At 37.1% G+C, this 21,226-nt stretch carries 22 protein-coding genes, 2 pseudogenes and 1 other annotated feature; of the genes and pseudogenes, 4 read left to right on the forward strand and 20 right to left on the reverse strand.

Translation table 11 applies throughout. From position 1 onward, the window contains the following. Nucleotides 1-12: 12 nt before the first annotated feature. On the reverse strand, nucleotides 13-288 hold the full coding sequence (locus NQU59_RS13255; RefSeq protein ID WP_043970625.1) for a metal/formaldehyde-sensitive transcriptional repressor: 276 nt from the start codon (nucleotides 286-288) through the stop codon (nucleotides 13-15). 293 nt (nucleotides 289-581) lie between these two features. On the opposite strand from NQU59_RS13255, the gene NQU59_RS13260 reads away from it, so the two are divergent. Continuing rightward, nucleotides 582-2,090, forward strand: coding sequence for a phospholipase D family protein (locus NQU59_RS13260; RefSeq protein WP_257066277.1), 1,509 nt, complete (start codon nucleotides 582-584; stop codon nucleotides 2,088-2,090). A 20-nt stretch (nucleotides 2,091-2,110) separates the two neighbouring features. Here NQU59_RS13260 and NQU59_RS13265 read toward each other — a convergent pair whose 3' ends face one another. The 4 genes from NQU59_RS13265 to NQU59_RS13280 form a co-directional block, all read right to left on the reverse strand. Further along, complete coding sequence (locus tag NQU59_RS13265) at nucleotides 2,111-2,701, reverse strand: uracil-DNA glycosylase family protein (protein ID WP_257063761.1); 591 nt, start codon at nucleotides 2,699-2,701, stop codon at nucleotides 2,111-2,113. 404 nt (nucleotides 2,702-3,105) lie between these two features. After that, nucleotides 3,106-4,325, reverse strand: a protein-coding gene (locus NQU59_RS13270) for an IS3 family transposase (protein WP_107114716.1) whose coding sequence is annotated in 2 segments (ribosomal slippage) — nucleotides 3,106-4,049 and nucleotides 4,049-4,325 — 1,221 coding nt in all. Because the reading frame shifts where the segments join, the coding sequence is not laid out codon by codon here. Further along, nucleotides 3,934-4,050: a sequence feature (AL1L pseudoknot), on the reverse strand. It overlaps the preceding gene by 117 nt. A 172-nt stretch (nucleotides 4,326-4,497) precedes the next feature. Further along, on the reverse strand, nucleotides 4,498-4,716 hold the full coding sequence (locus NQU59_RS13275; protein WP_257063762.1) for a hypothetical protein: 219 nt from the start codon (nucleotides 4,714-4,716) through the stop codon (nucleotides 4,498-4,500). Next, nucleotides 4,713-4,919, reverse strand: coding sequence for a hypothetical protein (locus tag NQU59_RS13280; RefSeq protein ID WP_257063764.1), 207 nt, complete (start codon nucleotides 4,917-4,919; stop codon nucleotides 4,713-4,715). The genes NQU59_RS13275 and NQU59_RS13280 overlap by 4 nt, the downstream gene beginning before the upstream one ends. A gap of 18 nt (nucleotides 4,920-4,937) precedes the next feature. On the opposite strand from NQU59_RS13280, the pseudogene NQU59_RS13285 reads away from it, so the two are divergent. Then, nucleotides 4,938-5,888 (forward strand): annotated as a pseudogene (locus NQU59_RS13285) (molybdenum cofactor biosysnthesis protein MoeA); the annotation flags it as partial. A 173-nt stretch (nucleotides 5,889-6,061) separates the two neighbouring features. On the opposite strand, the pseudogene NQU59_RS13290 reads toward NQU59_RS13285, so the two are convergent. Beyond that, nucleotides 6,062-6,190 (reverse strand): annotated as a pseudogene (locus tag NQU59_RS13290) (glycoside hydrolase family protein); the annotation flags it as partial. A gap of 180 nt (nucleotides 6,191-6,370) precedes the next feature. Between NQU59_RS13290 and NQU59_RS13295 the strand changes: the two are divergent. Continuing rightward, nucleotides 6,371-7,171: a GNAT family N-acetyltransferase gene (locus tag NQU59_RS13295; protein ID WP_257063765.1), complete on the forward strand. Its 801-nt coding sequence runs from the start codon at nucleotides 6,371-6,373 to the stop codon at nucleotides 7,169-7,171. Nucleotides 7,172-7,230: 59 nt separating this feature from the next. Here NQU59_RS13295 and bla read toward each other — a convergent pair whose 3' ends face one another. The 4 genes from bla to NQU59_RS13315 all read right to left on the reverse strand — a co-directional run bounded on the left by bla (nucleotide 7,231) and on the right by NQU59_RS13315 (nucleotide 11,748). Then, nucleotides 7,231-8,088, reverse strand: coding sequence for a class A beta-lactamase (gene bla / locus NQU59_RS13300; protein WP_257063766.1), 858 nt, complete (start codon nucleotides 8,086-8,088; stop codon nucleotides 7,231-7,233). A 205-nt stretch (nucleotides 8,089-8,293) separates the two neighbouring features. Next, nucleotides 8,294-9,406: an OmpW/AlkL family protein gene (locus NQU59_RS13305; RefSeq protein ID WP_043970599.1), complete on the reverse strand. Its 1,113-nt coding sequence runs from the start codon at nucleotides 9,404-9,406 to the stop codon at nucleotides 8,294-8,296. An 801-nt stretch (nucleotides 9,407-10,207) separates the two neighbouring features. Next, nucleotides 10,208-10,468, reverse strand: coding sequence for a hypothetical protein (locus NQU59_RS13310; RefSeq protein ID WP_005241707.1), 261 nt, complete (start codon nucleotides 10,466-10,468; stop codon nucleotides 10,208-10,210). Between the two features lie 182 nt (nucleotides 10,469-10,650). Beyond that, the gene (locus tag NQU59_RS13315; RefSeq protein WP_005241708.1) at nucleotides 10,651-11,748 is read right to left on the reverse strand and encodes an LLM class flavin-dependent oxidoreductase; all 1,098 of its coding nucleotides are present in this window, start codon (nucleotides 11,746-11,748) and stop codon (nucleotides 10,651-10,653) included. A gap of 303 nt (nucleotides 11,749-12,051) precedes the next feature. Here NQU59_RS13315 and NQU59_RS13320 point away from each other — a divergent pair, with 303 nt between their 5' ends. After that, the gene (locus NQU59_RS13320) at nucleotides 12,052-12,537 is read left to right on the forward strand and encodes a DUF2867 domain-containing protein (protein ID WP_257063767.1); all 486 of its coding nucleotides are present in this window, start codon (nucleotides 12,052-12,054) and stop codon (nucleotides 12,535-12,537) included. An 82-nt stretch (nucleotides 12,538-12,619) separates the two neighbouring features. On the opposite strand, the gene NQU59_RS13325 is transcribed toward NQU59_RS13320, so the two are convergent. From NQU59_RS13325 to eno, 10 genes are all read right to left on the reverse strand, one after another. Beyond that, nucleotides 12,620-14,950 (reverse strand): TonB-dependent receptor, encoded by a 2,331-nt coding sequence (locus NQU59_RS13325; protein ID WP_257063768.1) that lies wholly within the window; start codon nucleotides 14,948-14,950, stop codon nucleotides 12,620-12,622. A gap of 163 nt (nucleotides 14,951-15,113) precedes the next feature. Then, complete coding sequence (locus tag NQU59_RS13330) at nucleotides 15,114-15,986, reverse strand: MBL fold metallo-hydrolase (protein WP_005241714.1); 873 nt, start codon at nucleotides 15,984-15,986, stop codon at nucleotides 15,114-15,116. After that, entirely contained in the window at nucleotides 15,967-16,407 is a 441-nt protein-coding gene (locus tag NQU59_RS13335) for a YeeE/YedE family protein (protein ID WP_257063769.1), read from the reverse strand. Before NQU59_RS13335 ends, NQU59_RS13330 begins: the two co-directional genes overlap by 20 nt. Continuing rightward, nucleotides 16,407-16,823 (reverse strand): YeeE/YedE family protein, encoded by a 417-nt coding sequence (locus NQU59_RS13340; protein ID WP_010590017.1) that lies wholly within the window; start codon nucleotides 16,821-16,823, stop codon nucleotides 16,407-16,409. Before NQU59_RS13340 ends, NQU59_RS13335 begins: the two co-directional genes overlap by 1 nt. A gap of 204 nt (nucleotides 16,824-17,027) precedes the next feature. Beyond that, nucleotides 17,028-17,780 (reverse strand): hypothetical protein, encoded by a 753-nt coding sequence (locus NQU59_RS13345; protein ID WP_005241718.1) that lies wholly within the window; start codon nucleotides 17,778-17,780, stop codon nucleotides 17,028-17,030. 4 nt (nucleotides 17,781-17,784) lie between these two features. Continuing rightward, nucleotides 17,785-18,039, reverse strand: a complete 255-nt coding sequence (locus tag NQU59_RS13350) for a hypothetical protein (protein ID WP_005241725.1) — start codon at nucleotides 18,037-18,039, stop codon at nucleotides 17,785-17,787. Nucleotides 18,040-18,117: 78 nt separating this feature from the next. After that, a complete protein-coding gene (locus NQU59_RS13355) occupies nucleotides 18,118-18,594 on the reverse strand; it encodes a DUF6438 domain-containing protein (protein WP_005241726.1) in 477 nt (158 codons plus the stop codon). A gap of 148 nt (nucleotides 18,595-18,742) precedes the next feature. Then, nucleotides 18,743-19,447 (reverse strand): 2-C-methyl-D-erythritol 4-phosphate cytidylyltransferase, encoded by a 705-nt coding sequence (ispD, locus tag NQU59_RS13360; RefSeq protein ID WP_043970579.1) that lies wholly within the window; start codon nucleotides 19,445-19,447, stop codon nucleotides 18,743-18,745. After that, entirely contained in the window at nucleotides 19,431-19,802 is a 372-nt protein-coding gene (gene ftsB / locus NQU59_RS13365; RefSeq protein WP_005241728.1) for a cell division protein FtsB, read from the reverse strand. Before ftsB ends, ispD begins: the two co-directional genes overlap by 17 nt. Nucleotides 19,803-19,927: 125 nt before the next feature. Further along, the gene (gene eno / locus NQU59_RS13370) at nucleotides 19,928-21,217 is read right to left on the reverse strand and encodes a phosphopyruvate hydratase (RefSeq protein ID WP_005241729.1); all 1,290 of its coding nucleotides are present in this window, start codon (nucleotides 21,215-21,217) and stop codon (nucleotides 19,928-19,930) included. Nucleotides 21,218-21,226: the final 9 nt, after the last annotated feature.

A 21,226-nucleotide genomic window follows, 5' to 3' on the forward strand; every position in this document is an offset into this window, starting at 1 on the left:
GCCCTATTTTTTTTACTTTAAATAAGATTTAAGAATTTTACTGACTTGAATCAGCTCTTGACTGCGATGCAACTCAGAAGATTCACCGACAACCAAAGTATCTTTTAAATGAATTTCGAGAAGTTCAGTCATCAAACCATTTAATGCACCACGAACTGCACAGATTTGCTGCAAAATATCAGCACATTCAGTGTCATTTTCCAAAGCACGTTCAACGCTCTGGACTTGACCTTGAATTCGCCTTACACGTGTGAGAATCTTTTTTTTATCCTCTAGTTGTTTAGGCATAATGTGACCAGATTGAATCCAAAAATATACTATACACCAGTATAGTAATTTAGCTCAATATTTACTGATTTATATTCCATAAAGCTTAGTTTACAGAAAGCTATTTACGGAGAAAAAAATGAAGAGTGCGATAAGAGTTTGATTATAATCAGATTTACATTTAAACCTTGGAAATGAATAATATTTAGATATATAAGAAAATCAATTCGCTACAAATTACTGTTGGGCTCGCACGTTTGATCAATAAAATGATAAACAAATCATACCATTTCAAGATCATCACACTTGCTATCATGTTCGGAATTAGTGGCTGTTCTTTGCCACCCAATCAGAAACATGATCGGAGTAACTCCTTGCACACTAAAACAAAGTGGATGAATGATCCACAAGCCGATCTCAATATTGAAAAGGGTTTAACAGCTTACTTAGCTTTAGATGATGCCTTTTTAAGTATTGCCTCTCGTATTCACTTAATTCGAAATGCCAAGCATACACTTGATTTACAATACTATATTTGGAATGACGATGCGATTGGCAACCTGATGTTGCATGAGCTGTTAAAAGCGGCTGATCGTGGGGTGAAAGTCCGTTTATTGATTGATGATCAAAATGGCATAAAACTGGATAAAACCCTAAAAGCCCTCGCCCAGCATCCAAATTTTGAAATCCGTATTTTTAATCCTTATAAATTTAGACACTTACGCGTTATTGATTATGTATTTAGACTGAAACAAATCAATCATCGTATGCATAATAAACTCACCATCGCCGATTACTCGATTGCAGTGACAGGTGGTCGTAATATCAGTAGCGAATATTTTGAAGCCAGTGATCAGTTCCAGTTTAGTGACATGGATATCTTATTCTACGGAAAAGTCGTTGATCGAGCGGAACAGGTGTTTGATGAGTTCTGGACAAATCAGCTGAGTTATTCGACTGAACAATTAATGGGCTCTGGTACACCTCAACAATTAGAGCATTTAAGAAATACTTATAAAGCTTTAGATCAAGTCGATACACCAACTGACGATAAACTCGAAGCCGCTCAAGATTATTTAAAACTACGTCTGCAAAACTATCCAATCCAATGGGCGAAAGCACATTTTGTGGCCGATCATCCCAATAAAGCCTTAGGGCAAGCAAAAGATCAGCAATTATTATATTCGCAAGTTCTCAACATTATGGGAAAACCAGAACAACATATGGAGTTGGTATCTGCTTATTTTGTTCCTACCAAACGGGGTACAGCATATTTAAAGCAACTTTCTCAAGATGGTATCAAGGTTCGTGTTCTAACCAATAGCTTGGTGGCCAATGATGTCGCCGTAGTGCATTCTTTTTATAGCCAATATCGCAAACCACTTTTACAAAGTGGCGTGCAGCTCTTTGAGTTTAAGCCGAATATTGAACGTAAAAAACGGACTTGGTATGAAATTGCCACTGGTAGTGTGATTCCGGTTAAAGGCAAGAATCGCTCTAGTCTGCATGCTAAATTCTTTGATGTAGACGGAAAAGTTTTTATTGGTTCATTTAACTTCGACCCCCGCTCCGCCCATTTAAATACAGAAGTTGGTTTAGTGGTTGAATCTGACCATTTACAAGACCAAATTACCGCCATGCTTGATCAGCATTTATTACAAGTGGCATATCAACTGAAACTTGATTCAAATGGCAACATTGTTTGGTATGAACATAAACAAAATGGTGAAGTGGTTGAGCATCATCATGACCCTGAAAGCACCAGATTCCAGCGTTTCACCATGCATGTTGTGTCTTATTTTCCAGTGGAATGGATGATGTAGCACATTATCCACTTATACAACTACACTAAACCAATTTGCTCAAAAAACTGTTGGTATGCTTCTGCTTTCTTATCAAGTGCTAAAGGATACGCCCGTGATGATGAAGGTAAGCGATATAGATTCAGCTCACGATCAGCAAAATTTACCTGTACAGATTGTCCAATCATAGGCTTATTTACTTGTTCTGGAAAATGCTGCATCAGCGTATCTGTTGCTTTATCCCCCGTTGTCATTATGGTGTGACACAGTGGTATTTGCTCGAGTAATTTAGATAGATTTGTAGGTGTGACAATTTCTAAAAACTTATCTGAGGCATTACCTTGCAAGCGTTTCACTTGGTAAGCGGTGTCAAAAATTCCAACGCCAATCTGGGTTAAGAACTCACGGATCAGTTGTTCTTTAAAGTTTCTATTGGGTAAATCTAAAAAGTGATCTTTATCTTTAAAAAAGATCAGACCAAAGATACGCCACATATCATTTTGATAGTTAGGATAGTAAAAATCCATCTTCCAGCGGCTTTGTGGCGGTGGAAAACTGCCCAGCATCAATAACTTCGTACTTGAAGGTAAAAATGGTTGTAATGGGTGTGTTTCTATTTCGATATCAGTCATTTATATAAATAGCCAATTTTAAAATTGAGTGAATCATGTTGTTTATTTTATAGAATTTTCCTGTTTTTTGCTTGGATCTTTTGTTGGTTAAAATTTCACCTTCACAAAATTTTCACAATATCATTTTTTCTTTGAGATTTGAGTTTGCCGATCTGACAGAGCTAAATGATAAAAATACCTGCTCCAAAAACGTAAAAACCGTTTAAAGAAGCGGTTTAAGTCGATCATCTCCCAAAAATTACTTTAATGATAAATCTCAACTTTATCGAGATAAAAAGCTAAATGTAAGTTCTTATGACAAAAGCTTAACTTATACTTTGACTGAGATCCATTTTGATCGGGACAATGGTTATCCTTGCACTATTTGAACCGTACCGGGTTTGTCGGAGACTTTTTTATTTAAGTTAGGCCACCTGACCTAACGGGTTAATCTTATCATAGTACATTGCTTCAAACTCAAAAGGCGATACATAACCCAGTGCACTGTGTACACGCTTTTTATTGAACCAATCTACCCAGTTTAGTGTCGCAAGTTGTACATCTGCTAAACCTTGCCAATCTGCTTTTAAATATTCAATCACCTCTGTTTTGTATAAGCCATTCACCGTTTCAGCCAGAGCATTATCGTATGAATCACCTGTCGTACCGACTGATGCTCGTAAATTTGCAGCATCTAAACGATTGGTATAGCGAATAGAAAGATATTGAACACCTCTATCGGAATGATGAATCACATTCTTTGGCATGCCTCGATCGTGCAATGCTTGCTCCAATGCATCGAGCACCATATCTGTATTCATCCGTGTAGATACTTTCCATCCAACAATTGCTCGTGAGAACACATCAATAATAAAGGCGGTATAGACCCAGCCTGAATGTGTTTGAATATACGTAAAGTCACTGACCCATAATTGGTCAGGTCGATCAGCACTAAAATTCCGTTTCACTAAATCATCTGCTCGTTTTTGATCATCTCGGCTACGGGTGGTTTGTTTATTCTTACCACGCCAAACACCTTGTATACCTAGCTTTTGCATCAATCGAGCAACTGTACAACGTGCAATAACATAACCCTCACGTTTCAATTTTTGCCAAACTTTACGTACACCATATCGACCTGAACTTTCTTTCCAAATACGTTTGATTTGCTCTGCATGATGTAAATCATGCAGAGCACGTTTCGCTCGATGTTCTGGGTTATCAACGAAATCTAAAGCCCGATAATAGGTCGAAGCTGCAATCGGTAAAATTCTACAAATCGCTTCAACACCATATAACGCCTTATTGTTATGGATAAAATCCACCATTATTTGTGTGGGCGGTCGAGCTCCGCCTGGGCGAAAAAAGCGGCTGCTTTACGTAGAATTTCATTGGCACGTTTTAATTCTTTAATTTCACGTTCCATTTGCTTCATTTTTTCTTGGTCAGATACCTGTTGTACTTTGGCGGGATTTTGTTGATCTAAGTATTTTTGATACCAAACACGAAGTGTTTCAGGAGTACAGCCAATTTTAGGAGCAATTGCGGAAACTGCTGCCCAATTCGATGGATAATCTTTTTCAGATTCAATTAGTAATTGAACCGCTCTTTCTCTAATTTCGGGGGTATAGTTTGGTTTTTTCATCGGAATAGTCTCTCAGAATATTGAGTCTCCGACAAACCCGGTACGGTTCAATTCTTATAAATGGAGATGAGTTTACATCAATGAACAAAGAGTCATTAGAAGATAATATCAAGATGTTACTAGCCTCATCAAGAACTGGTAATACCGTATATAATCTATTAAAGAAAGCACCTTAAGGTGCTTTTACTAATCTACGTACATCAAAAACAACCATTACTCCATAAAAAGCAAAAAATGCTAAGAAAGTAACGATGGAAAACAATCCTCCAGATACATATAATGCAATGTATGAATCTAAATGAAATATTGAAACTAATGCACTTATCACTTGTTCATAACGGTTCAAGAATAAGAGAACAAGGAAGAATAGAAACGCAGTACTTGCAATCATATTTCTTTTTTCTTCGGCATATTTTTTTCGTTTATCTGTATTTTTTTAATTTTCCCCGTTTCATCTAATTCTTTTGTAATTGACTCATCCCAGTACGCAACGATAGGAGCAATTACTTCAAAATTACGATAGTTTTTATTCTTTTGGTAATACTCAACCAATTCATAATCAACAAGACCACTACCACAGACTATTTGAGCCAAACTGTTTCTTATAGCTCTCTTCTCCAACAAGGAAGCATCATTAAACAAGGTGATCTGATCTTAGCTAAAAATGAGAAAATCTCACCAGAAAAGTTGATTGCTCTAAGACGGGCTGGAATTAAAGAACTAACAATTTATAGAGATCCACGAATTCTTGTTGTTAGCATGCATACTTTTGATGATGAGCATACACTTTGTGAAGAAAGCTTGTATGTTAAAGACTTATTAAAAACGTGGGGCTATAACCACGTTGAGATAAAACTGCTTAAACCACAGCGTTATGATTCAGCATTTAATAGCCTTAAGAAGCACGGAGATCCAACTTTAGATGATACATTAACTACTAATTGGGAGGATTATAATCAATTTTTTGAAGATCATATTCCTAATTTTGATGTGATGATTCTGTGTTCTCATAAGGACATTGGTGGTTCAGTATTTTCAATCGGTGGACTTGCTGCCTTTGATCCTAGCAGTATGACCTCAAATTTCCAAACACGTTCTATCCCTGCGAATGAAATGAGCATCATTAGGAGTATGCCTAGAACACCTCCTGTGCGTGAAACGGTTCAACTGTACGATGATCAGGGAAACCATAAAGGCTCAAGAGTCATCACCACAGAAGATAAGGCGACGATCATCAATTTACCTGGTGATATGCAAGATATTGCCTTACTTATGCATCTCATGGTGAAGTATGTTTTAAATAAGCATGATCCCGATTTTCTCAACAGAATATTTATTAAAGGTCGTACCAATCAAGAGATTGAAACTGATCAAAATAAAAGAAAATTGTTATGGGGTAAATATCAGTTGCAAGATGATGGTCAATATTCATTAGAAATCATTGAACAGCAGCACGCATATCAGATCGAACCTTTTCTTACTGCAAATTGTATTGTGATCGTCCCCTTTGCAGAGCAGCCGATTCAAGTAAATGATGTTATTTATTTCATGAAGATTAATTAACTATAATTTTAGAAATCAACTCTATGAAATGCATAAAAGCCCTCATCAGAGGGCTTTCACACATATGCCGACATGAATATTGTTATTGGTCATATGTGCTGTGCATCCAGATAAAAAGCACACAATGCAGGCGCTTAAGAGTAGTGAAATCACTGAGCGCCTGCAGTGATAAATTACTTTTTTATGAACAGCTCACATTCAGCTTCACAGCGGCGAACAAGCCCTTTCATAACTTTGCCGCCACCTTTGTTCCATTGTAGGAACTGATCAACAGCACCCACATAGTCTTTTGCATTCAGTTTTTAAGCGAGGTAGATCCTTTAAATTAAGTGAATTAAATTACATTTATGCTTGTCACAGTAGATGATTTCAGAATCAAACTACGCTATAAATTATAACAATGGTTAATTCAACCATCTGTTCTTAATAAGTTATTTATCATTTTTTGTTTTTATAATTTTTCCACTTGATAAGGTAATTTCATGTCAAAAAATAAAGATCTCCTCGAAGCCATAAATGGATACACACGTGCTTGGAAAGAACTATTCAATAGTTCTAATCCAGCAGATCAGTATGAAGAAACTGGTATTGCAATGCGTTGGGAAGACTCAAAATTCCCTTTTTCAAATGCAGCATTTTTAACAAATGAGATTAGTGACTCAACAATCCTAAAACAGCGATTAGAAACAGTCGTAGCTCGTATGAAAAAGAAAGAAAACGGCGGATTGCTTAATATATGTAATGATCTCATCACGGGTGAAGCAGCAACTTCCTTTGATCAAATACTTAAGGATGTTGGTCTAGCATATGTTATGCCGCTTAATGGGATGGCTGGAGATATTCTGCCGCTTGAACCGAAACCAATTAAAGGGCTAGAAATTAAAAGAGTAACCACAACGTCAGAATTTAATGACTTTTCAGATATGAACTGTTTAGCTTATGGATTTGACATTGCATGGGGGCGTACGGGATTAGGCAATGTATGGATTGATAACGCTTACTCTTTTGTCGGCTATGTTGATAACCAGCCTGTATGTGCTGCATCAACCGCTCAAATCGATAACGTGCTCTACCTTGCTTTGGTTGCAACACTCCCTAACGCTCAACGTAAAGGATATAGTGAAGCAATTGTACGACACGCATTAATTGAAGGTCATAAAGCAACAGGGTTAAAGCGTACATTACTGCATGCCACTCCTGCCGGTGCACCTGTTTATGAACGTATTGGCTATTATAAGTCTGCCAATATAAGTGCCTATCAATTAAACAGCTCAGATGAATAAAGTTGAGCTGAAAAGCCCTCCCCAAAGGGCTTTTTAGCTCAACAAACAAATGTTGTTCTTTATTTAAGCAAATGCTCTTTTACAATATGTTCACTTAATAGTTTAATCACCGCTGAACGCTCATCTAAAGAAGTTTCATTCTTTCTTACATAAATACTAATAAAAACAGGTGCATGATTTTCTGACCAAACCATAGAAGTTATTCCCCGAATGCCATAGTCACTGGCACCAGTACGATCTGCGATTTTCCATCCTTTAGGTAAAGCTGCTCTCAACATATTGTCTGCAACTTTATTTCCTATCATCCATTCTTTTAATTGTTCTTTCGAGCTTTTAGATAATACATCACCCATTAATAACTTTTTCATACTATCATTCATAGCATTAGGACTCGTTGTATCTCGAATATCACCTTCTGGATTAATAACCAGATCTGGCTCATATCTATCGGATCTCGTAACCTCATCACCAATGGAACGCATAAATGAAGTGAGACCCGCAGGCCCCCCGCCAGCCTCAATAGCAAAGTTCGCTGCCGTATTATCACTATATGCCGTTGTAATTTCACACGCTTGTTTGATCGTCAATTTTTTATTTACATAATCTTTGACAACGGGTGAGTATGTAACAAGATCTTTTTGTCGGATCGTTTTTGAATGATCTAACGTAAGTTTTTTTGCATCAACCTGAGCCAATACATGAGCGCAAGCAAGAGCTTTTACAGTACTGTCTAGAGGAAACCGTTTGTCTCCATTAATAGAAATCCTTTTATTCTCCATATCTAAAATAGATACACCAACCTGCCATCCCTTTTCTGATAGTGATTTAACCTGCTCTTCAAGAGTCGCAGCCATAGTAACTGACAGCGAAGAACCAAACAAAACAACAGCTATGGCAGATTTCAATAAAGATCTCATCTTGTATCCGTATATTATAAAATGAAGTAAATACCGCCAAGTATACCTTTAATTGATTGTTTGGCTTGCTTATACTTTATGAGCCCAATTATCTTAAAATTCAAAAACAGAAATGCTCAAAATCACAGATGATAATGAGCATTTATAGTTAAAAACTTTAGTTATATTTGTATTTTCGAAAAATCCTTGCAATAAAATACCTTTTTTAGAAACGATAACCTACACCAACATAGGTGATGAGCGGATCAATATCGATCTTAGTCGTTGCGTGAATTAACTTATTCCCTGTATTCTTGTTAACGACATTAATTGTTGCCTCGTTATTCAACTTGGCATACGAGACAGAGCCAACACCATACCAAGAATTATTAAAGTCATAAGTAAAACCAACCGAAACAATTGGTGCAATTGTATCATCGGCATCAACTTTAACAGTCATATCAGCACTGGATACTTTCCGGTCCAATGCAGCCCCTGCTTTTCCATCTAATACATTCTGAATCATATGTCCAGCCGAGATTAGATCAGATCGAATACCGCCATTTAGCTTAATTTGATTAAAATGGGCGTACATTAAACCAGCGCCAATATATGGTCTAAACTTGTCTACCCCACTTTTACCAAATTGATATTGTGCTTCTATTGCTGGTGTCCATGCACGAGCCGTTGCAGCATTAGATTTATTCCCTAAGTTAGTAATAGGAATTGCTTGACCTAATTCAATGCCATCAGGAAACAGGTATTTGACTAAATCTGCCGATGACATAGCTAGTCCACTTAATGGCGCAAATATTTCACCTTTGCCTTTAATATCAACCTTAGGAGGTACTCCACCGATTAGCTGTAAGGACACATTGTCATTTATATAATAATTAAACATAAGACCCAATGTATCTACGTCATCAACTTCTAGGCCTGCATCTTTTTGCTGCCAGTTTTCTAATCCATTAATTCTTGCGGTGCCCGAAACTTCAGCTAAAACATTCCCATTGCCATCAGTTAGTTGGTTTTGGATATCAGGCTGTGCCAGAAACTCGGTAAGAGTCTCTTTTAAATTCCAGACCTCTCCTCCTAAATCCGTCATAGTTGCATTAGGGTCAACCGAGTTCAAGAAACTATTCGTTGAAATGCTTCCAACTTTGGCTACAGTTCCATTTTTAACATTCGTATTAATATTAAAAGGATTTGCTTTACCCTGAGGCATAACATGCAACCAGCCTGCTGAAACAGAGAACCGCTTGAATTCCTGAGCATAAGTTAGGTGAGTTAAAGTCATTAAAGTCGTTGCTATTGCAATTTTTATTGCTGTTTTTTTCATCCTGAAATTCCACATTACCTGATTTAGTAATATGTATTCTGAATATAACCATAAACATATTTTTATCAAATATTAAATTTTACTTCCTGATAAAAGGTGATTAATCACTTAACTATGTGAACCAGTTAACAAATAAGCATATCATTGTTTATTGTTTTTAAAGCTACATATTAGATTATTTTAATTATCTGTATTACAATCAAAAATAATAAGAATCATAAAATTCCAGAATAATGAATAAAAAATCAGTTCATCAATACCACCATATGAACCAAAACAAACAACACTCTATGCTAAAAATAGAAGATTTAAATAAAATCCCATACTACATAAAATCTATAATTATTAATTTAAAATCAATTAATTTAAGAATAAAACAAAATAACCCACATATTACCAAGACATAAAATAAAGTAAAAAACAGGATAAAAATACAATAACGTCTTACATCATACCTCACCCCAAAATGCGCACAACAAGATAACACTTTATAATAAGTTTCACATTAACACCAAAGCAAAAATAATTTAACGTTAATAGCAACCCTAAAATTAATTCAAAAGTTAAAAATATAATACTTTTTAGTTAAAAATACTAAAAAGTATTTAATAAAATAACATTAAACAAAGCAATAATTTTAAAAACCTAATTTTTTTAATTCAAAGTTTTTCAGTTAGATTAGTTTTTCTATACAAAAAAGACTATTTAAAATAAATAATTTAACCTAAAAAACGCCAATCACTAAAATTAGCGTTTTATCAATCTAAACTTTTAAGAGTTAAATCAACCAGACCTTCATCTCTAAGTATTGAACTGTGCCTGTGTCATTTCTCCCAAATAGCTGATGGAGATTGCAAATAAATTCTCAGGCTGGCTCGTAGGATCATTCTTTTTGATCCACTCTGCTCCGATGACATTAAACTCATTTAATTTTGACTTCGAGACGGGTGGAAGGAATGTTTCCAAGGGTAATTGAATACTAAAATTCCGAGTACTGCCGTTATTGCTCTTATCACTAAAGGTATAACCAATTAAGTACCAATGATATTTCTGTTCAGACATTTGTTATTCTCAAGTTTAATTATTGAGGTTTTTTATAGCATAAAAACCAAGAAATCTATACTAAAACGCATCTCTGTAATAAGTTTTTTCATATAAATAAAGGACTCACCACAAATTGTGACAATCTTTGGATGCTTAAAGACTGTCACGATATCAAACAGCGATCGAGAATATAGCTTCAACTATATATGAGCATTCAGCAAGCCTTTATCTTTCAAAATTGGCAAGACATGGTCTCTAAAATATGGAAACTCTTGAGTGTAATTAAGAAAAGATAAAGTACATCCTGAAAAACCTGTTTCCTGTAACTGTATTAACCCTGCTGCAACTTGTTCAGCAGTACCAACTAATGGAAAACCGCCATGACCAACAGCAATGCGTTGACGCAGTTGTTCTCGTAAATCGGCGGGAAACGATTTACAAAAGGAGAATAAGGTATCTATTAAATTTTGTACTGCATCATGATCAGCATGATTCAGTTGTCGATCCCACTCGGCTTTGGCTTGTTCTTCCGTAGGGCGACAAATTACATGCGCAAAGGTCAGCACCTTGATGTTTCGGCCTAAATGCCCAGCTTCTTTTTTGAGTTCTTGAATCTCAGTCACTGAACGCGCCAAGTCAGATGCAGGTGTAAATAAAAAATCTGAGTTCTTTACCGCAAACTCACGGCCTTCTTTAGAACCTGCGGCATTAAAAATCGGTGGAAATATTTGTGGATTCGGTTTGCCATACGTACCTTGAGTTTGGAAAAATTTCCCATCCCAATTAAACGGCTCAGTGCTTTGCCATGTTTTTTTAATTAACTCGTACCACTCTTGTGCATAACCATATCGCGTTTCATGGTCATCTGGTAATTTTAAACCCATTGCATCATATTCAGGCTTGTTCCAACCCGCGACAATATTTAATCCAACTCGATTGTCACTGACTTGCGCCATAGTCGCGATTTGCTTTGCCACTACAATTGGATGATTCAGCGCCGTATGTAGTGTTGCAAAAATTTGAATATTTTTAGTTTTGGCCAATAAAGCCGATGTCCAGGTCACCGTTTCTAATACTGTTCCATGAAAATCCTTTTTACCACCATGACCAATAAAACGAGCAGTAGATAACATGAAATCAATTCCCGCCTCATCTGCCATTTCTGCCAATTTTAAATTTTGGCTCCAGCTGGCATCCCAGCCATCATCTAAGGTTGAAGGAGTTAGCCCTCCAGAACAATTAGCAGCAAAGATACCGAGTTTAAAATGATCAGATAAATTGAAGTTATGTTGAAGCATGTTGTTTCCTTTTTCATATAAATAGTAAAGGGGTACAAAATTTATTTATCAAGTAAAGTTCGTCGTTATAGAAATCATCACAACTTCCACGATCGTATTGCTTAACCAATTATGTGAAATGTGATTAAAAATTTAAGCAAATAAAGATAGTCTAGCAAATAATATAATGAGTGAATAACTTTTTATATTGTTAACCTTTCTCATCAATACCAGATTTCGCATATTTTCTTGATTGACACCTCTTTAAAATTTAACCTATAAATTAAAATCGTTTTCATGTAATTATAAGATCTAGGGATAACAATGCAAAATCAAAAAGACGTTGACTCTTTGGTTGCACCATTAGAAGCGCTAAATTTTCTGCATCAAGATTATCAATACATCAATAAACAATTCAATGCTCTTCAAGCCTATCACTTTATGACGAGGAATCCACCATTTTGGCTACGCATCGCCTTTAGGATCAGAGATGTCTTAAGCTTAAAACTAGCAGGTGTACAACCTATTCAAGGTTTTGGCTCGCCCAAGGCACAAACTGTTAAAGTGAATGATCAGTTGGATTTTTTTGATGTAATCAAAATCACAGAGACAGAATTATTTTTACAGTCAGCAGATAAACACCTACGTGTATTAGTGGCTTTGCAAATTCATGAGCATGATGACATCAAGAATAAGCTGAGCGTTACAACCAGTGTGGTGACTTATAATTTTTTTGGAAAGGTCTATATGCTGCCTGTTTCTTTGGTTCACGGACTGATTGTCAGGAACTCATTCAGAAATTTAAATTAAGCAGTTGAATGGGCTATCACTAAAAGCGAACCTTCAATATCGCTTTTAGTGAACCGACTCGAAGTTTGTAGCTCAGAAAGAACTATATTTTCATGTTAATCCCCAGTTGAAAACCTCGTCCAGGTAAGGGAGCAATATATTTCAACGGTGAATTATGCGGTCTCGCTTCTTCGTTGAGTAAATTTGAACCGTTGAGGAACACATCAATATCTGAATTTTTTAATTTTAGATGCTTACTAATCTGCATATCGACCATATTAAATGCTGGCAATGGTACTTCTTCTGACACATTCTTACCCAGATATTTAGGTTGATCATAATAAATACTCGACAAACGTGCTGCCCAATCTCGTCTGCTCCATTCTACGTTGGCACCATAACGATTAGTGGGCATGTTTGGTAGATAATTACCATCATTAAATAAACTGGTCCGACTTGGATTTAGATTCTTATTTTTCACCAAATCAGCAAATGCACCCACTGTAAACACACCCCATTGCTGAGTATTGATTTTTTGCTTGAGATCAACTTCAAAGCCTGTAATTTCAGTATCGGTTTGGGTCCAGTATTTGAGAGGGAGTCGATTGGCCGTCTGCATGCCAGAGTGCGTGAGATAGAAATAGTTCTCATATTTCATCTTATATACTGTCGCTTCCAGATTAAAATCTTTATAGCTAAATAAGCCCATAAGCTCGGTATTTTTAGATTTTTCTGGTTCTAGTTTTTGATTGCCTTGCTCATTGATCATAATGGAATAATGATTACCGCTGGCATAAAGCTCATTAAGCTCAGGTGCACGCTCAGACACCGAATATCTGAGTTTCGCTCCAAAATAGTCATTGATTTTAAGATAGGAACCAAAACTATAACTTTCCAAATCAAAACGGGTGTCTTGTAGCTTGCTATTGGCTGAATTACGTGCAACCTTAAAATCACTATCTTTGATTGAATGATCAACACTTTCTTGGCGATAACCTGCATCAAAAGAGAGTCGTTCCAAATCAATCTTCTCTTGAATAAAGATGGCTTGGGTCTTGGTATTGACATTAGGAAGATAACGTAGCTTGCCCTGTCCTTCGACGCTTCGGTTGCTCTGACTCACACCTAGTAAACCATTCACATAGCGACTAGGTTGATGTCTCAATACAATCTCGGCTTGTTTGGTATCAAAGCGGTAATCATTTGCAAGCTGCGTACCGAGATATTCCCCCGAACGATTGATCACCTGATTCGCTTTCATATCGATACCCTTTAGAAATGGGATATCAAAATTAAACTGGCTATCTAGGCTATATTTTCTTTGATCGGTTTTGACGCCAGCGGGCAAACTATCCTCATAAGAAGATTGAAATGACTTATTTTCTAAAGAAAAACCAGGTACACCATAGGCATTTTTCTTCGAATCCGCGCTCAGGCCAATATAACCATTTTCCAAGAAATAGGTACTGCCAATCGCATAATGCTGATTTTCTAAATAACTGTTGCCTAATTTTCGCTTGTAATTAGGGGTCACATCTTGATTAATCCTGTTTTCTTTAAATTTAGGTGTATCAGGCTTATATTCAGGATTGACTGGATTGGTATAAGTCTTACCACTCCAAACAGATGTCGGTTTATCGGTATAAAATGAAAACTGGCCATCCGCCCAATCTGGATTTTCAGTCATAAATTGATCGATATATTTTTGTGACGCGGTGTTATAGATCTGCTGTATACGAGCATCCTTTTGGCACGCATCTGCCAAGGCTGAACTTACCCCACCCGTTGCAGGAAAAATTCCACTATTACATTGTTCAGCTTTGCTATTCCCCGGAATTTTATACGACGAAATGTCCTGTTTAGAAAATAAGAAGTTGGTTGAAAAATTACTTTGGTTATTTAAATTCAGCTTAAAACCATGGGCATCTGTATTATTCCAACCTTTTCTCACTGCCAGTTCAAGATTGCTATTTTTGTCTGGCATATCTTTACTGATCAAACCGGTCTCGACATTGACACTTCCTCCAATCGCATTGCCGCCGTATCGAACACTATCTGATGATTTATTAATGTGAATGGCTTGGCTGAACAATGGGTCAAATGGAATACTGATATTGCCAGTCATGGCATTCATGCCATAAATCGACTGCCCGTCTTCAAGAATCTGTACACGATTCCCGCTTAAACTTCGAATAACAGGTGCGCCTGCGTTGGGGCCAAAAGCACTATTTTGTACGCCTGACACCTGCTTAAGTGTATCCCCTAAAGTTTGATATTGTGAATTGTGATTCTCTACAACGGTATTGTTCCCGATTGAAAGATCTGTTTCTGCTTTTAAACTAATCTTTGGCAAAATTACAGGACTATCCTGCTCATTTGCAGAGGCTTGATGATGAATAAATAAAATGGCGATTGCTAAGACTTTGTGACGCACGTTGAACTCCTCAATTCTAATTGTTATGTTATAACATAACAATTAATTGTTCAAACAAAACCTAAGCTCCATTTTTTCTGCTAAATATAGAATGTATGCAGAAATTTGATAGAGAAAAGCCCAGATGACTCAAAAAAATCTGAGCAATCTGGGCTTTTCTCTCTTAGTGACTAAAGTAGTTTAACGGCAGTTTTAGATAGCGAATGCCATTCGATTCCGGTTCTGGGAAGCGCCCTGCATCCATGTTAATTTGAATTGCAGGCAGAATAAGCTTGGGCATCGACAATGTCGCATCACGGCTTTGACGCATCTGTACAAAGTCCTGTTTAAGGGTTTTCATATTGATATGAATATTATGCTGCTTTTGCGTGCTAATACTGGTTTCATACACATATTCATCTCGACCTTCAGGCTTATAGTCATGACATAAAAAAACACGCGTTCGATCAGGAAGTTGATAAAGCTTTTGTACAGAATCAAATAACTGATCAGCACTTCCTTTGGGAAAGTCACAGCGCGCCGTTCCATAATCTGGCATGAATAAAGTATCACCAACGAAAATAGCATCACCAATGATATAACTTAAGCATGCAGGAGTATGTCCTGGTGTTGGTATGTTATATGCATCTAAGTTTCCGATACTGAAGTGCTCATTGTCCTTGAATAAATAATCAAACACTTGATGCGTATTAAAATATTTAAGATCAAAATGATAAATTGCACTAAAGGTATCCTGAACAATCGCAATTTTCTCACTCATGGCAATCTTGCCACCGAGCTTTGATTTTAGATATTGGGATGCGGTTAAATGATCTGCATGAACATGCGTTTCCAGTATCCATTCAACTGTGAACGCTTGAGATTGAATGTAGGTAATAATCTGATCTGCATGTTGTGTGGAAGTCGAAGCCGAGGCAGCATCATAATCCAAAACACTGTCAATAATTGCACAATACTTTGTTTCAGGATCATGCACAACATAACTAAATGTATTGCTCTGTTCATCAAAAAAGGCTTTAACTGTTGGATGTTGCATCGCATTTCTCCTGTTGTTTCGACCATAAACGATGGATTAACATCCCGATCAACATTGCGCTAATAAAATACCACACTTCAGAATATCCAAGTCCAATCAGAGTCATCGCGGGTGCTGGACAAATGCCTGAAATCCCCCAACCGATCCCAAACAAGATAGCGCCAATAATCAATTTCTTATCAATTTGATGATTGCCAGGGAATGAAATGGTTTCACCAGATAATGTTTTGGGATTGCGTAAGGCTCTTTGAAATGGAATGAATGCAACTGCAATTGCACCAATCATCACAAACATCAAGCTAATATCCCATGCACCAAAAATATCTAGAAAACTTAATACTTTCTCAGGATTTGACATGCCTGAAATCAATAGACCCAATGCAAATATACTGCCAAAAATAAATGCAAATAGATTTTTCATTATGCGGCCCCCAGAATATGACGTACTAGATACACCGTAACAAATCCAGCAAACATAAATGTGATTGTGGCAACCATCGAACGTGGAGATAATCGGCTAATCCCACAAATGCCATGCCCACTGGTACAACCTGAGCCTAAGCGAGTCCCAAAACCCACCAACAGCCCAGCAATAATCAAAGCTAAGGGAGACGACTGCATAATAATTTCAGGTTGCACAAACATTTGGTAAATAAATGGTGTAATGATTAAACCCAGTAAGAACCAAAACGCAGAACCTCTGAATAAAGTTGTAGGTTGTAAGAGCTGTGCTAGTAGGCCACTGATCCCAGCAATACGACCATTGACGTATAAATAGCCAACAGCAGCTAATCCAATCAACGCACCACCAATTAAAGCTAACAGAATACTTGTCATCATCCACCCACCAATCAATATATATATTTATAATATATTATTTTAAATAATATTGAAATTAATCTATTCAATATCCGCGTTTGAATCGTAATTTTTGCAAAAATGACACATATTGGTCAATATTTTCTAAAATCAAGTAATTTAATTTGAGTATTGGGCATAAAACATAATGCAAACAAGCACTGTATTTCTTGAAAAGATTGACTATTCGAACTCAGAAAGTACTCTTTCTGCAAACCAAACAGGAAATACTGTCACGATAGGATTGATTTTTAGTCGATCAGCCTGTTCAATTTCTGCTAAAAAAGCTGCTTTTTCACCATTTGAAGAATTGTCAAATATAAAAGCTCTATCACTCGCTTCAATGGCTTGCATAAGTAAGTTCATGCTGCGGTAATAACGATCACGAATTTTCGGTTCTGGTACAGCATGTCCACCGGTACTCACCCGATACTGTACCCGTGCAATATTGATTTCAGGATCAATCGTTGAAACATAATACAGATAAGTTTTAAACCCTTGCTCCTGAGCCATTCTCAGAAATTCAACTTTACTGATATGCGACATAACAGTTTCAAAGGTAAAACTAATTTTTAACCTTAGAAATTCTAAACGAATAAAGTCGATAATTCGTGCAGCGAGATATGAATCAATATCCTGAATAGCAAAAACAATATGATGCTCACCTAGCAATTCAGGTTCTTGGCTTAATAAATCACAGATTTTTTGATTCAGTTTCTTCTTTTTGGTTTTTAAAAAAGCAATCAGCTTTAGTGCATCTAGAGACTCGTTATAAATCTTTAAGTCCAAGCTATGAGTCTGATTTAAGTTTTTTTCGAGTTCATCTGCATTTAGATATGCCCCAATATGGCGGGGCAATAAATATTCCTTAATCGTACTTTTACCAGAACCATTTGGGCCGGCAAACATGCGAATTCTAGGCGTAGACTGTTGCATTAACTTATACAACAGCCTTCTTTTTTTTACGTTTCAACAGAGTACGAGATGGATAAATAACGGTATAAGCGCCTGATATATCCTTGATCACTTCGGTTTCACCAGTTGAATGCTGCTTTAACAGTTGATGACCTTTGGCATAGACCACAGTAGAAGATTCACTTGCCTCTTCAAACGCATTACGGAATGCTTCTACAGCAAGCTTAGGAAGAAGGTTTTCCTCTTGCCTACTCATTTTCATGATTGTAAAAGCTGTCATTAAAGACTCCTCCGCCTGATTGCGCTTATACCTATACTAGCATAAATGTTAGTTTTGTCTATTTTTACAGCAACCAGTTTAACGAACGAGATCTTCAATACCAATCAACTTTGGTAATTTCTCAATCACCTTGTTTAACTCAGCGTTTGCAGGTGAAATACAGCCCGTATAGTGGCTTAACTTAGTGACTGTACCATCTGGACGTTTCCAAGCAAAATAAGCACTTTGCTGATCACTGGCAGTTTCAGCACAGCCGGTCGTTTTTACATTTGCACCTGTTGCCGGGCGATAGGTTTTTAACTCTTGTTGCAGCTTGTTATAAACAGAAGGATCAACGGTTAAGTCCTGGGTACCTGTTACTTTGGTATATTGTTTGCCATCAAAATGAACAGCCCCTTCAGGTGTAATTTCAACAGAATAAATTGGGCATGTACCGAAACAAGGACTAGTCGAATAACGAATGCTTTCTTGTACAGTATCCTGAGGTTGTTGAGGTGTCGTTGCGCAACCAACTAAAGAAAAAGTGAAAAGGCCCGCAAGTAATAATTTTTTCATCGGTTGATCCGTTATAAAGTATGTTATTCAAATTTAACAAATAGTAGAAATTTTGTCATTTAGATTGATGTAAAAAAATGGAAAAATCACTTAAATCTACTTAGGCTATTTTGAATTAAACAAAAAATAAGAGCCACTCTTAGGCTAATTAAGCATGGTTTTGAGATTGAAGAATTAATCGTGCCAGCTCTAAATCATCAGCATAGGTAATTTTGATATTATCAGAACGACCTTGTACCACCTGTACAGGTTCATCCACATGTTCTAAGGCACTCGCTTCATCTGTTATCGTAATATCATGGGTTAAAGCTTTTTCAATCGCATTTTTTAGTACACCGAGTCTCGCCATTTGTGGCGTTTGTGCTTGCCATAATAATTCACGGCTTACAGTTTTTTTGATCTGGTTTTCACTGACCACCTGCTTTAAGGTATCGCGAACTGGAATAGCCAAAATTGCACTTTGATTTGAAGCTTCTGCTGTCTGAACCAACCGAGTAAGACATTCTTTCGTCACACATGGTCGCGCAGCGTCATGGACCAATACCCAATCCTCTTCATGGGCAATTTCAGATAAATAGATCAAGGCATTTAAAACAGAATGTACGCGCTCGGCACCACCTAAACAAAAATGCAGTTTATCTAGATGCTGAAAAGACAGGGTTTTTGCAAAATTATCTTGTACACCAATGGCAAGTACGCAACCTGCTAAATCTAGCGAATTCAGTCGATTGACGGTGTGCTCAAGTACTGTATGATCTTGAATATACTGATATTGTTTCAATTCAGTTTGTGAAAAACGACTGCCCGAACCTGCTGCTGGTACAACCGCCCACAGCCTAGTCTGGGTTTTCATTAGTTGCAGTGTCTTCTTTTGCGTTTGGATCAATATAAATTGGTTTGTAGTGGGTACTAATGGTACTCATTTGCACAAACGTCTCATTAGGTTTGATTAAACCCAAATCTAAACGTGCATGTTCTTCAATGGCTTCGCTACCATTTTTTAAATCAAAAACTTCTGCGGCTAAAATACGATTCCGCTCTTTTAGTTCAGTATTAATTTCTGCTTGTTGCTTAATTTGCTGAGTTAATGCTTGATGAGGGAAATACCCTCCCTCACCCAGCCAAAATTGATACTGTAAGCTTGCCACCAAAGCGATGACAAGCACCAGAATCAACTTACTCGAGGTCGATCGAAACATCTCTATCATGAAAAATTCCTTACATCCTTCTAAGAGGAAGATCACTTGCAAATTCTATAGGATTATGAATTTGCAAAGTTTCTCTCTTTTGTAAAGAAAGATGATCAGACGTATTCAACATAGAGAAATTGACCTTATTTTAGACCTTTGAATTCAGCTTTACCGCGGTAAGCTGCTTTCGTTAATTCTTCGATACGAAGTAATTGGTTATATTTCGCTACGCGGTCAGAACGGCAAAGCGAACCAGTCTTGATTTGACCCGCTGCTGTACCTACTGCCAAGTCTGCAATAGTTGAATCTTCAGTTTCACCAGAACGATGTGAGATTACAGTGCTATAACCATTTGCTTTCGCAAGATAGATTGCATCTAGCGTTTCAGTCAACGTACCAATCTGATTATATTTGATCAGAATCGAGTTACCAACTTTCTCATTAATACCACGTTGTAAAATCTTAGGATTGGTTACGAATAAATCGTCGCCAACCAATTGGATTTTGTCACCGAGGATTGAGGTTAAGTAGCTCCAACCTTCCCAGTCAGACTCATCCAAACCATCTTCAATCGAAATGATTGGGTATTGGTTTACAAGACCTGCCAAATAGTCAGAGAACTGGTTGCTTGTGAATGCTTTATTGCCTTCACCTGCAAGCACATATTGACCATTTTTGTAGAATTCTGAAGATGCGCAGTCAAGTGCCAGCATAATATCAGAACCAGCTTTGTAACCCGTTTGGCCAATCGCTTCAAGAATAACAGTGATTGCTTCTTCGTTTGAACGCAAGTTTGGTGCAAAACCACCTTCATCACCTACAGCAGTATTTAAACCTTTTTTGTTTAAAACTGATTTTAGCGAATGGAAGATTTCAGCACCTGCACGTAATGCTTCAGCAAAAGACGTGAAGCCTACAGGCTCAATCATGAACTCTTGAATATCAACATTATTGTCTGCATGCGAACCACCATTGATGATGTTCATCATTGGTACAGGCATGGTCAAAGTCGTTTGACCGCGAAGATCAGCGATATATTGGAAAAGAGGAATTTTCTTTTCATCTGCGGCAGCGCGAGCAGCAGCCAATGAAACGGCTAAAGTTGCGTTAGCACCTAATTTTTCTTTATTTTCAGTACCATCAAGTGCAATCATCGTATTATCGATGTCTTTTTGTTCGAATACTGATTTGCCCACTAAAGCATCACGGATAATCGTATTTACGTTATTAACCGCAGTTTTAACACCTTTGCCCAAATAACGTGCTTTATCGCCATCACGAAGTTCTAAAGCTTCACGAGAACCAGTTGAAGCACCAGATGGTGCACATGCACGACCAACAACCCCAGATTCTAAAATAACGTCTGCTTCGATGGTTGGGTTACCACGAGAGTCCAAAATTTCACGTGCGCGGATGTCAACGATTTGGCTCATGAACAATTC

Source organism: Acinetobacter colistiniresistens, from assembly GCF_024582815.1.
GTDB lineage: Bacteria > Pseudomonadota > Gammaproteobacteria > Pseudomonadales > Moraxellaceae > Acinetobacter.

What these genes read in the sequence shown, in the direction of transcription:
- NQU59_RS13255 (WP_043970625.1), bottom strand. Translation starts at nt 288, where the DNA reads ATGCCTAAACAACTAGAGGATAAAAAAAAGATTCTCACACGTGTAAGG.
- NQU59_RS13260 (WP_257066277.1), top strand. Translation starts at nt 582, where the DNA reads ATGTTCGGAATTAGTGGCTGTTCTTTGCCACCCAATCAGAAACATGAT.
- NQU59_RS13265 (WP_257063761.1), bottom strand. Translation starts at nt 2,701, where the DNA reads ATGACTGATATCGAAATAGAAACACACCCATTACAACCATTTTTACCT.
- NQU59_RS13275 (WP_257063762.1), bottom strand. Translation starts at nt 4,716, where the DNA reads ATGATTGCAAGTACTGCGTTTCTATTCTTCCTTGTTCTCTTATTCTTG.
- NQU59_RS13295 (WP_257063765.1), top strand. Translation starts at nt 6,371, where the DNA reads ATGTCAAAAAATAAAGATCTCCTCGAAGCCATAAATGGATACACACGT.
- bla (WP_257063766.1), bottom strand. Translation starts at nt 8,088, where the DNA reads ATGAGATCTTTATTGAAATCTGCCATAGCTGTTGTTTTGTTTGGTTCT.
- NQU59_RS13305 (WP_043970599.1), bottom strand. Translation starts at nt 9,406, where the DNA reads ATGAAAAAAACAGCAATAAAAATTGCAATAGCAACGACTTTAATGACT.
- NQU59_RS13310 (WP_005241707.1), bottom strand. Translation starts at nt 10,468, where the DNA reads ATGTCTGAACAGAAATATCATTGGTACTTAATTGGTTATACCTTTAGT.
- NQU59_RS13315 (WP_005241708.1), bottom strand. Translation starts at nt 11,748, where the DNA reads ATGCTTCAACATAACTTCAATTTATCTGATCATTTTAAACTCGGTATC.
- NQU59_RS13320 (WP_257063767.1), top strand. Translation starts at nt 12,052, where the DNA reads ATGCAAAATCAAAAAGACGTTGACTCTTTGGTTGCACCATTAGAAGCG.
- NQU59_RS13330 (WP_005241714.1), bottom strand. Translation starts at nt 15,986, where the DNA reads ATGCAACATCCAACAGTTAAAGCCTTTTTTGATGAACAGAGCAATACA.
- NQU59_RS13335 (WP_257063769.1), bottom strand. Translation starts at nt 16,407, where the DNA reads ATGAAAAATCTATTTGCATTTATTTTTGGCAGTATATTTGCATTGGGT.
- NQU59_RS13340 (WP_010590017.1), bottom strand. Translation starts at nt 16,823, where the DNA reads ATGACAAGTATTCTGTTAGCTTTAATTGGTGGTGCGTTGATTGGATTA.
- NQU59_RS13345 (WP_005241718.1), bottom strand. Translation starts at nt 17,780, where the DNA reads ATGCAACAGTCTACGCCTAGAATTCGCATGTTTGCCGGCCCAAATGGT.
- NQU59_RS13350 (WP_005241725.1), bottom strand. Translation starts at nt 18,039, where the DNA reads ATGACAGCTTTTACAATCATGAAAATGAGTAGGCAAGAGGAAAACCTT.
- NQU59_RS13355 (WP_005241726.1), bottom strand. Translation starts at nt 18,594, where the DNA reads ATGAAAAAATTATTACTTGCGGGCCTTTTCACTTTTTCTTTAGTTGGT.
- ispD (WP_043970579.1), bottom strand. Translation starts at nt 19,447, where the DNA reads ATGAAAACCCAGACTAGGCTGTGGGCGGTTGTACCAGCAGCAGGTTCG.
- ftsB (WP_005241728.1), bottom strand. Translation starts at nt 19,802, where the DNA reads ATGATAGAGATGTTTCGATCGACCTCGAGTAAGTTGATTCTGGTGCTT.
- eno (WP_005241729.1), bottom strand. Translation starts at nt 21,217, where the DNA reads ATGAGCCAAATCGTTGACATCCGCGCACGTGAAATTTTGGACTCTCGT.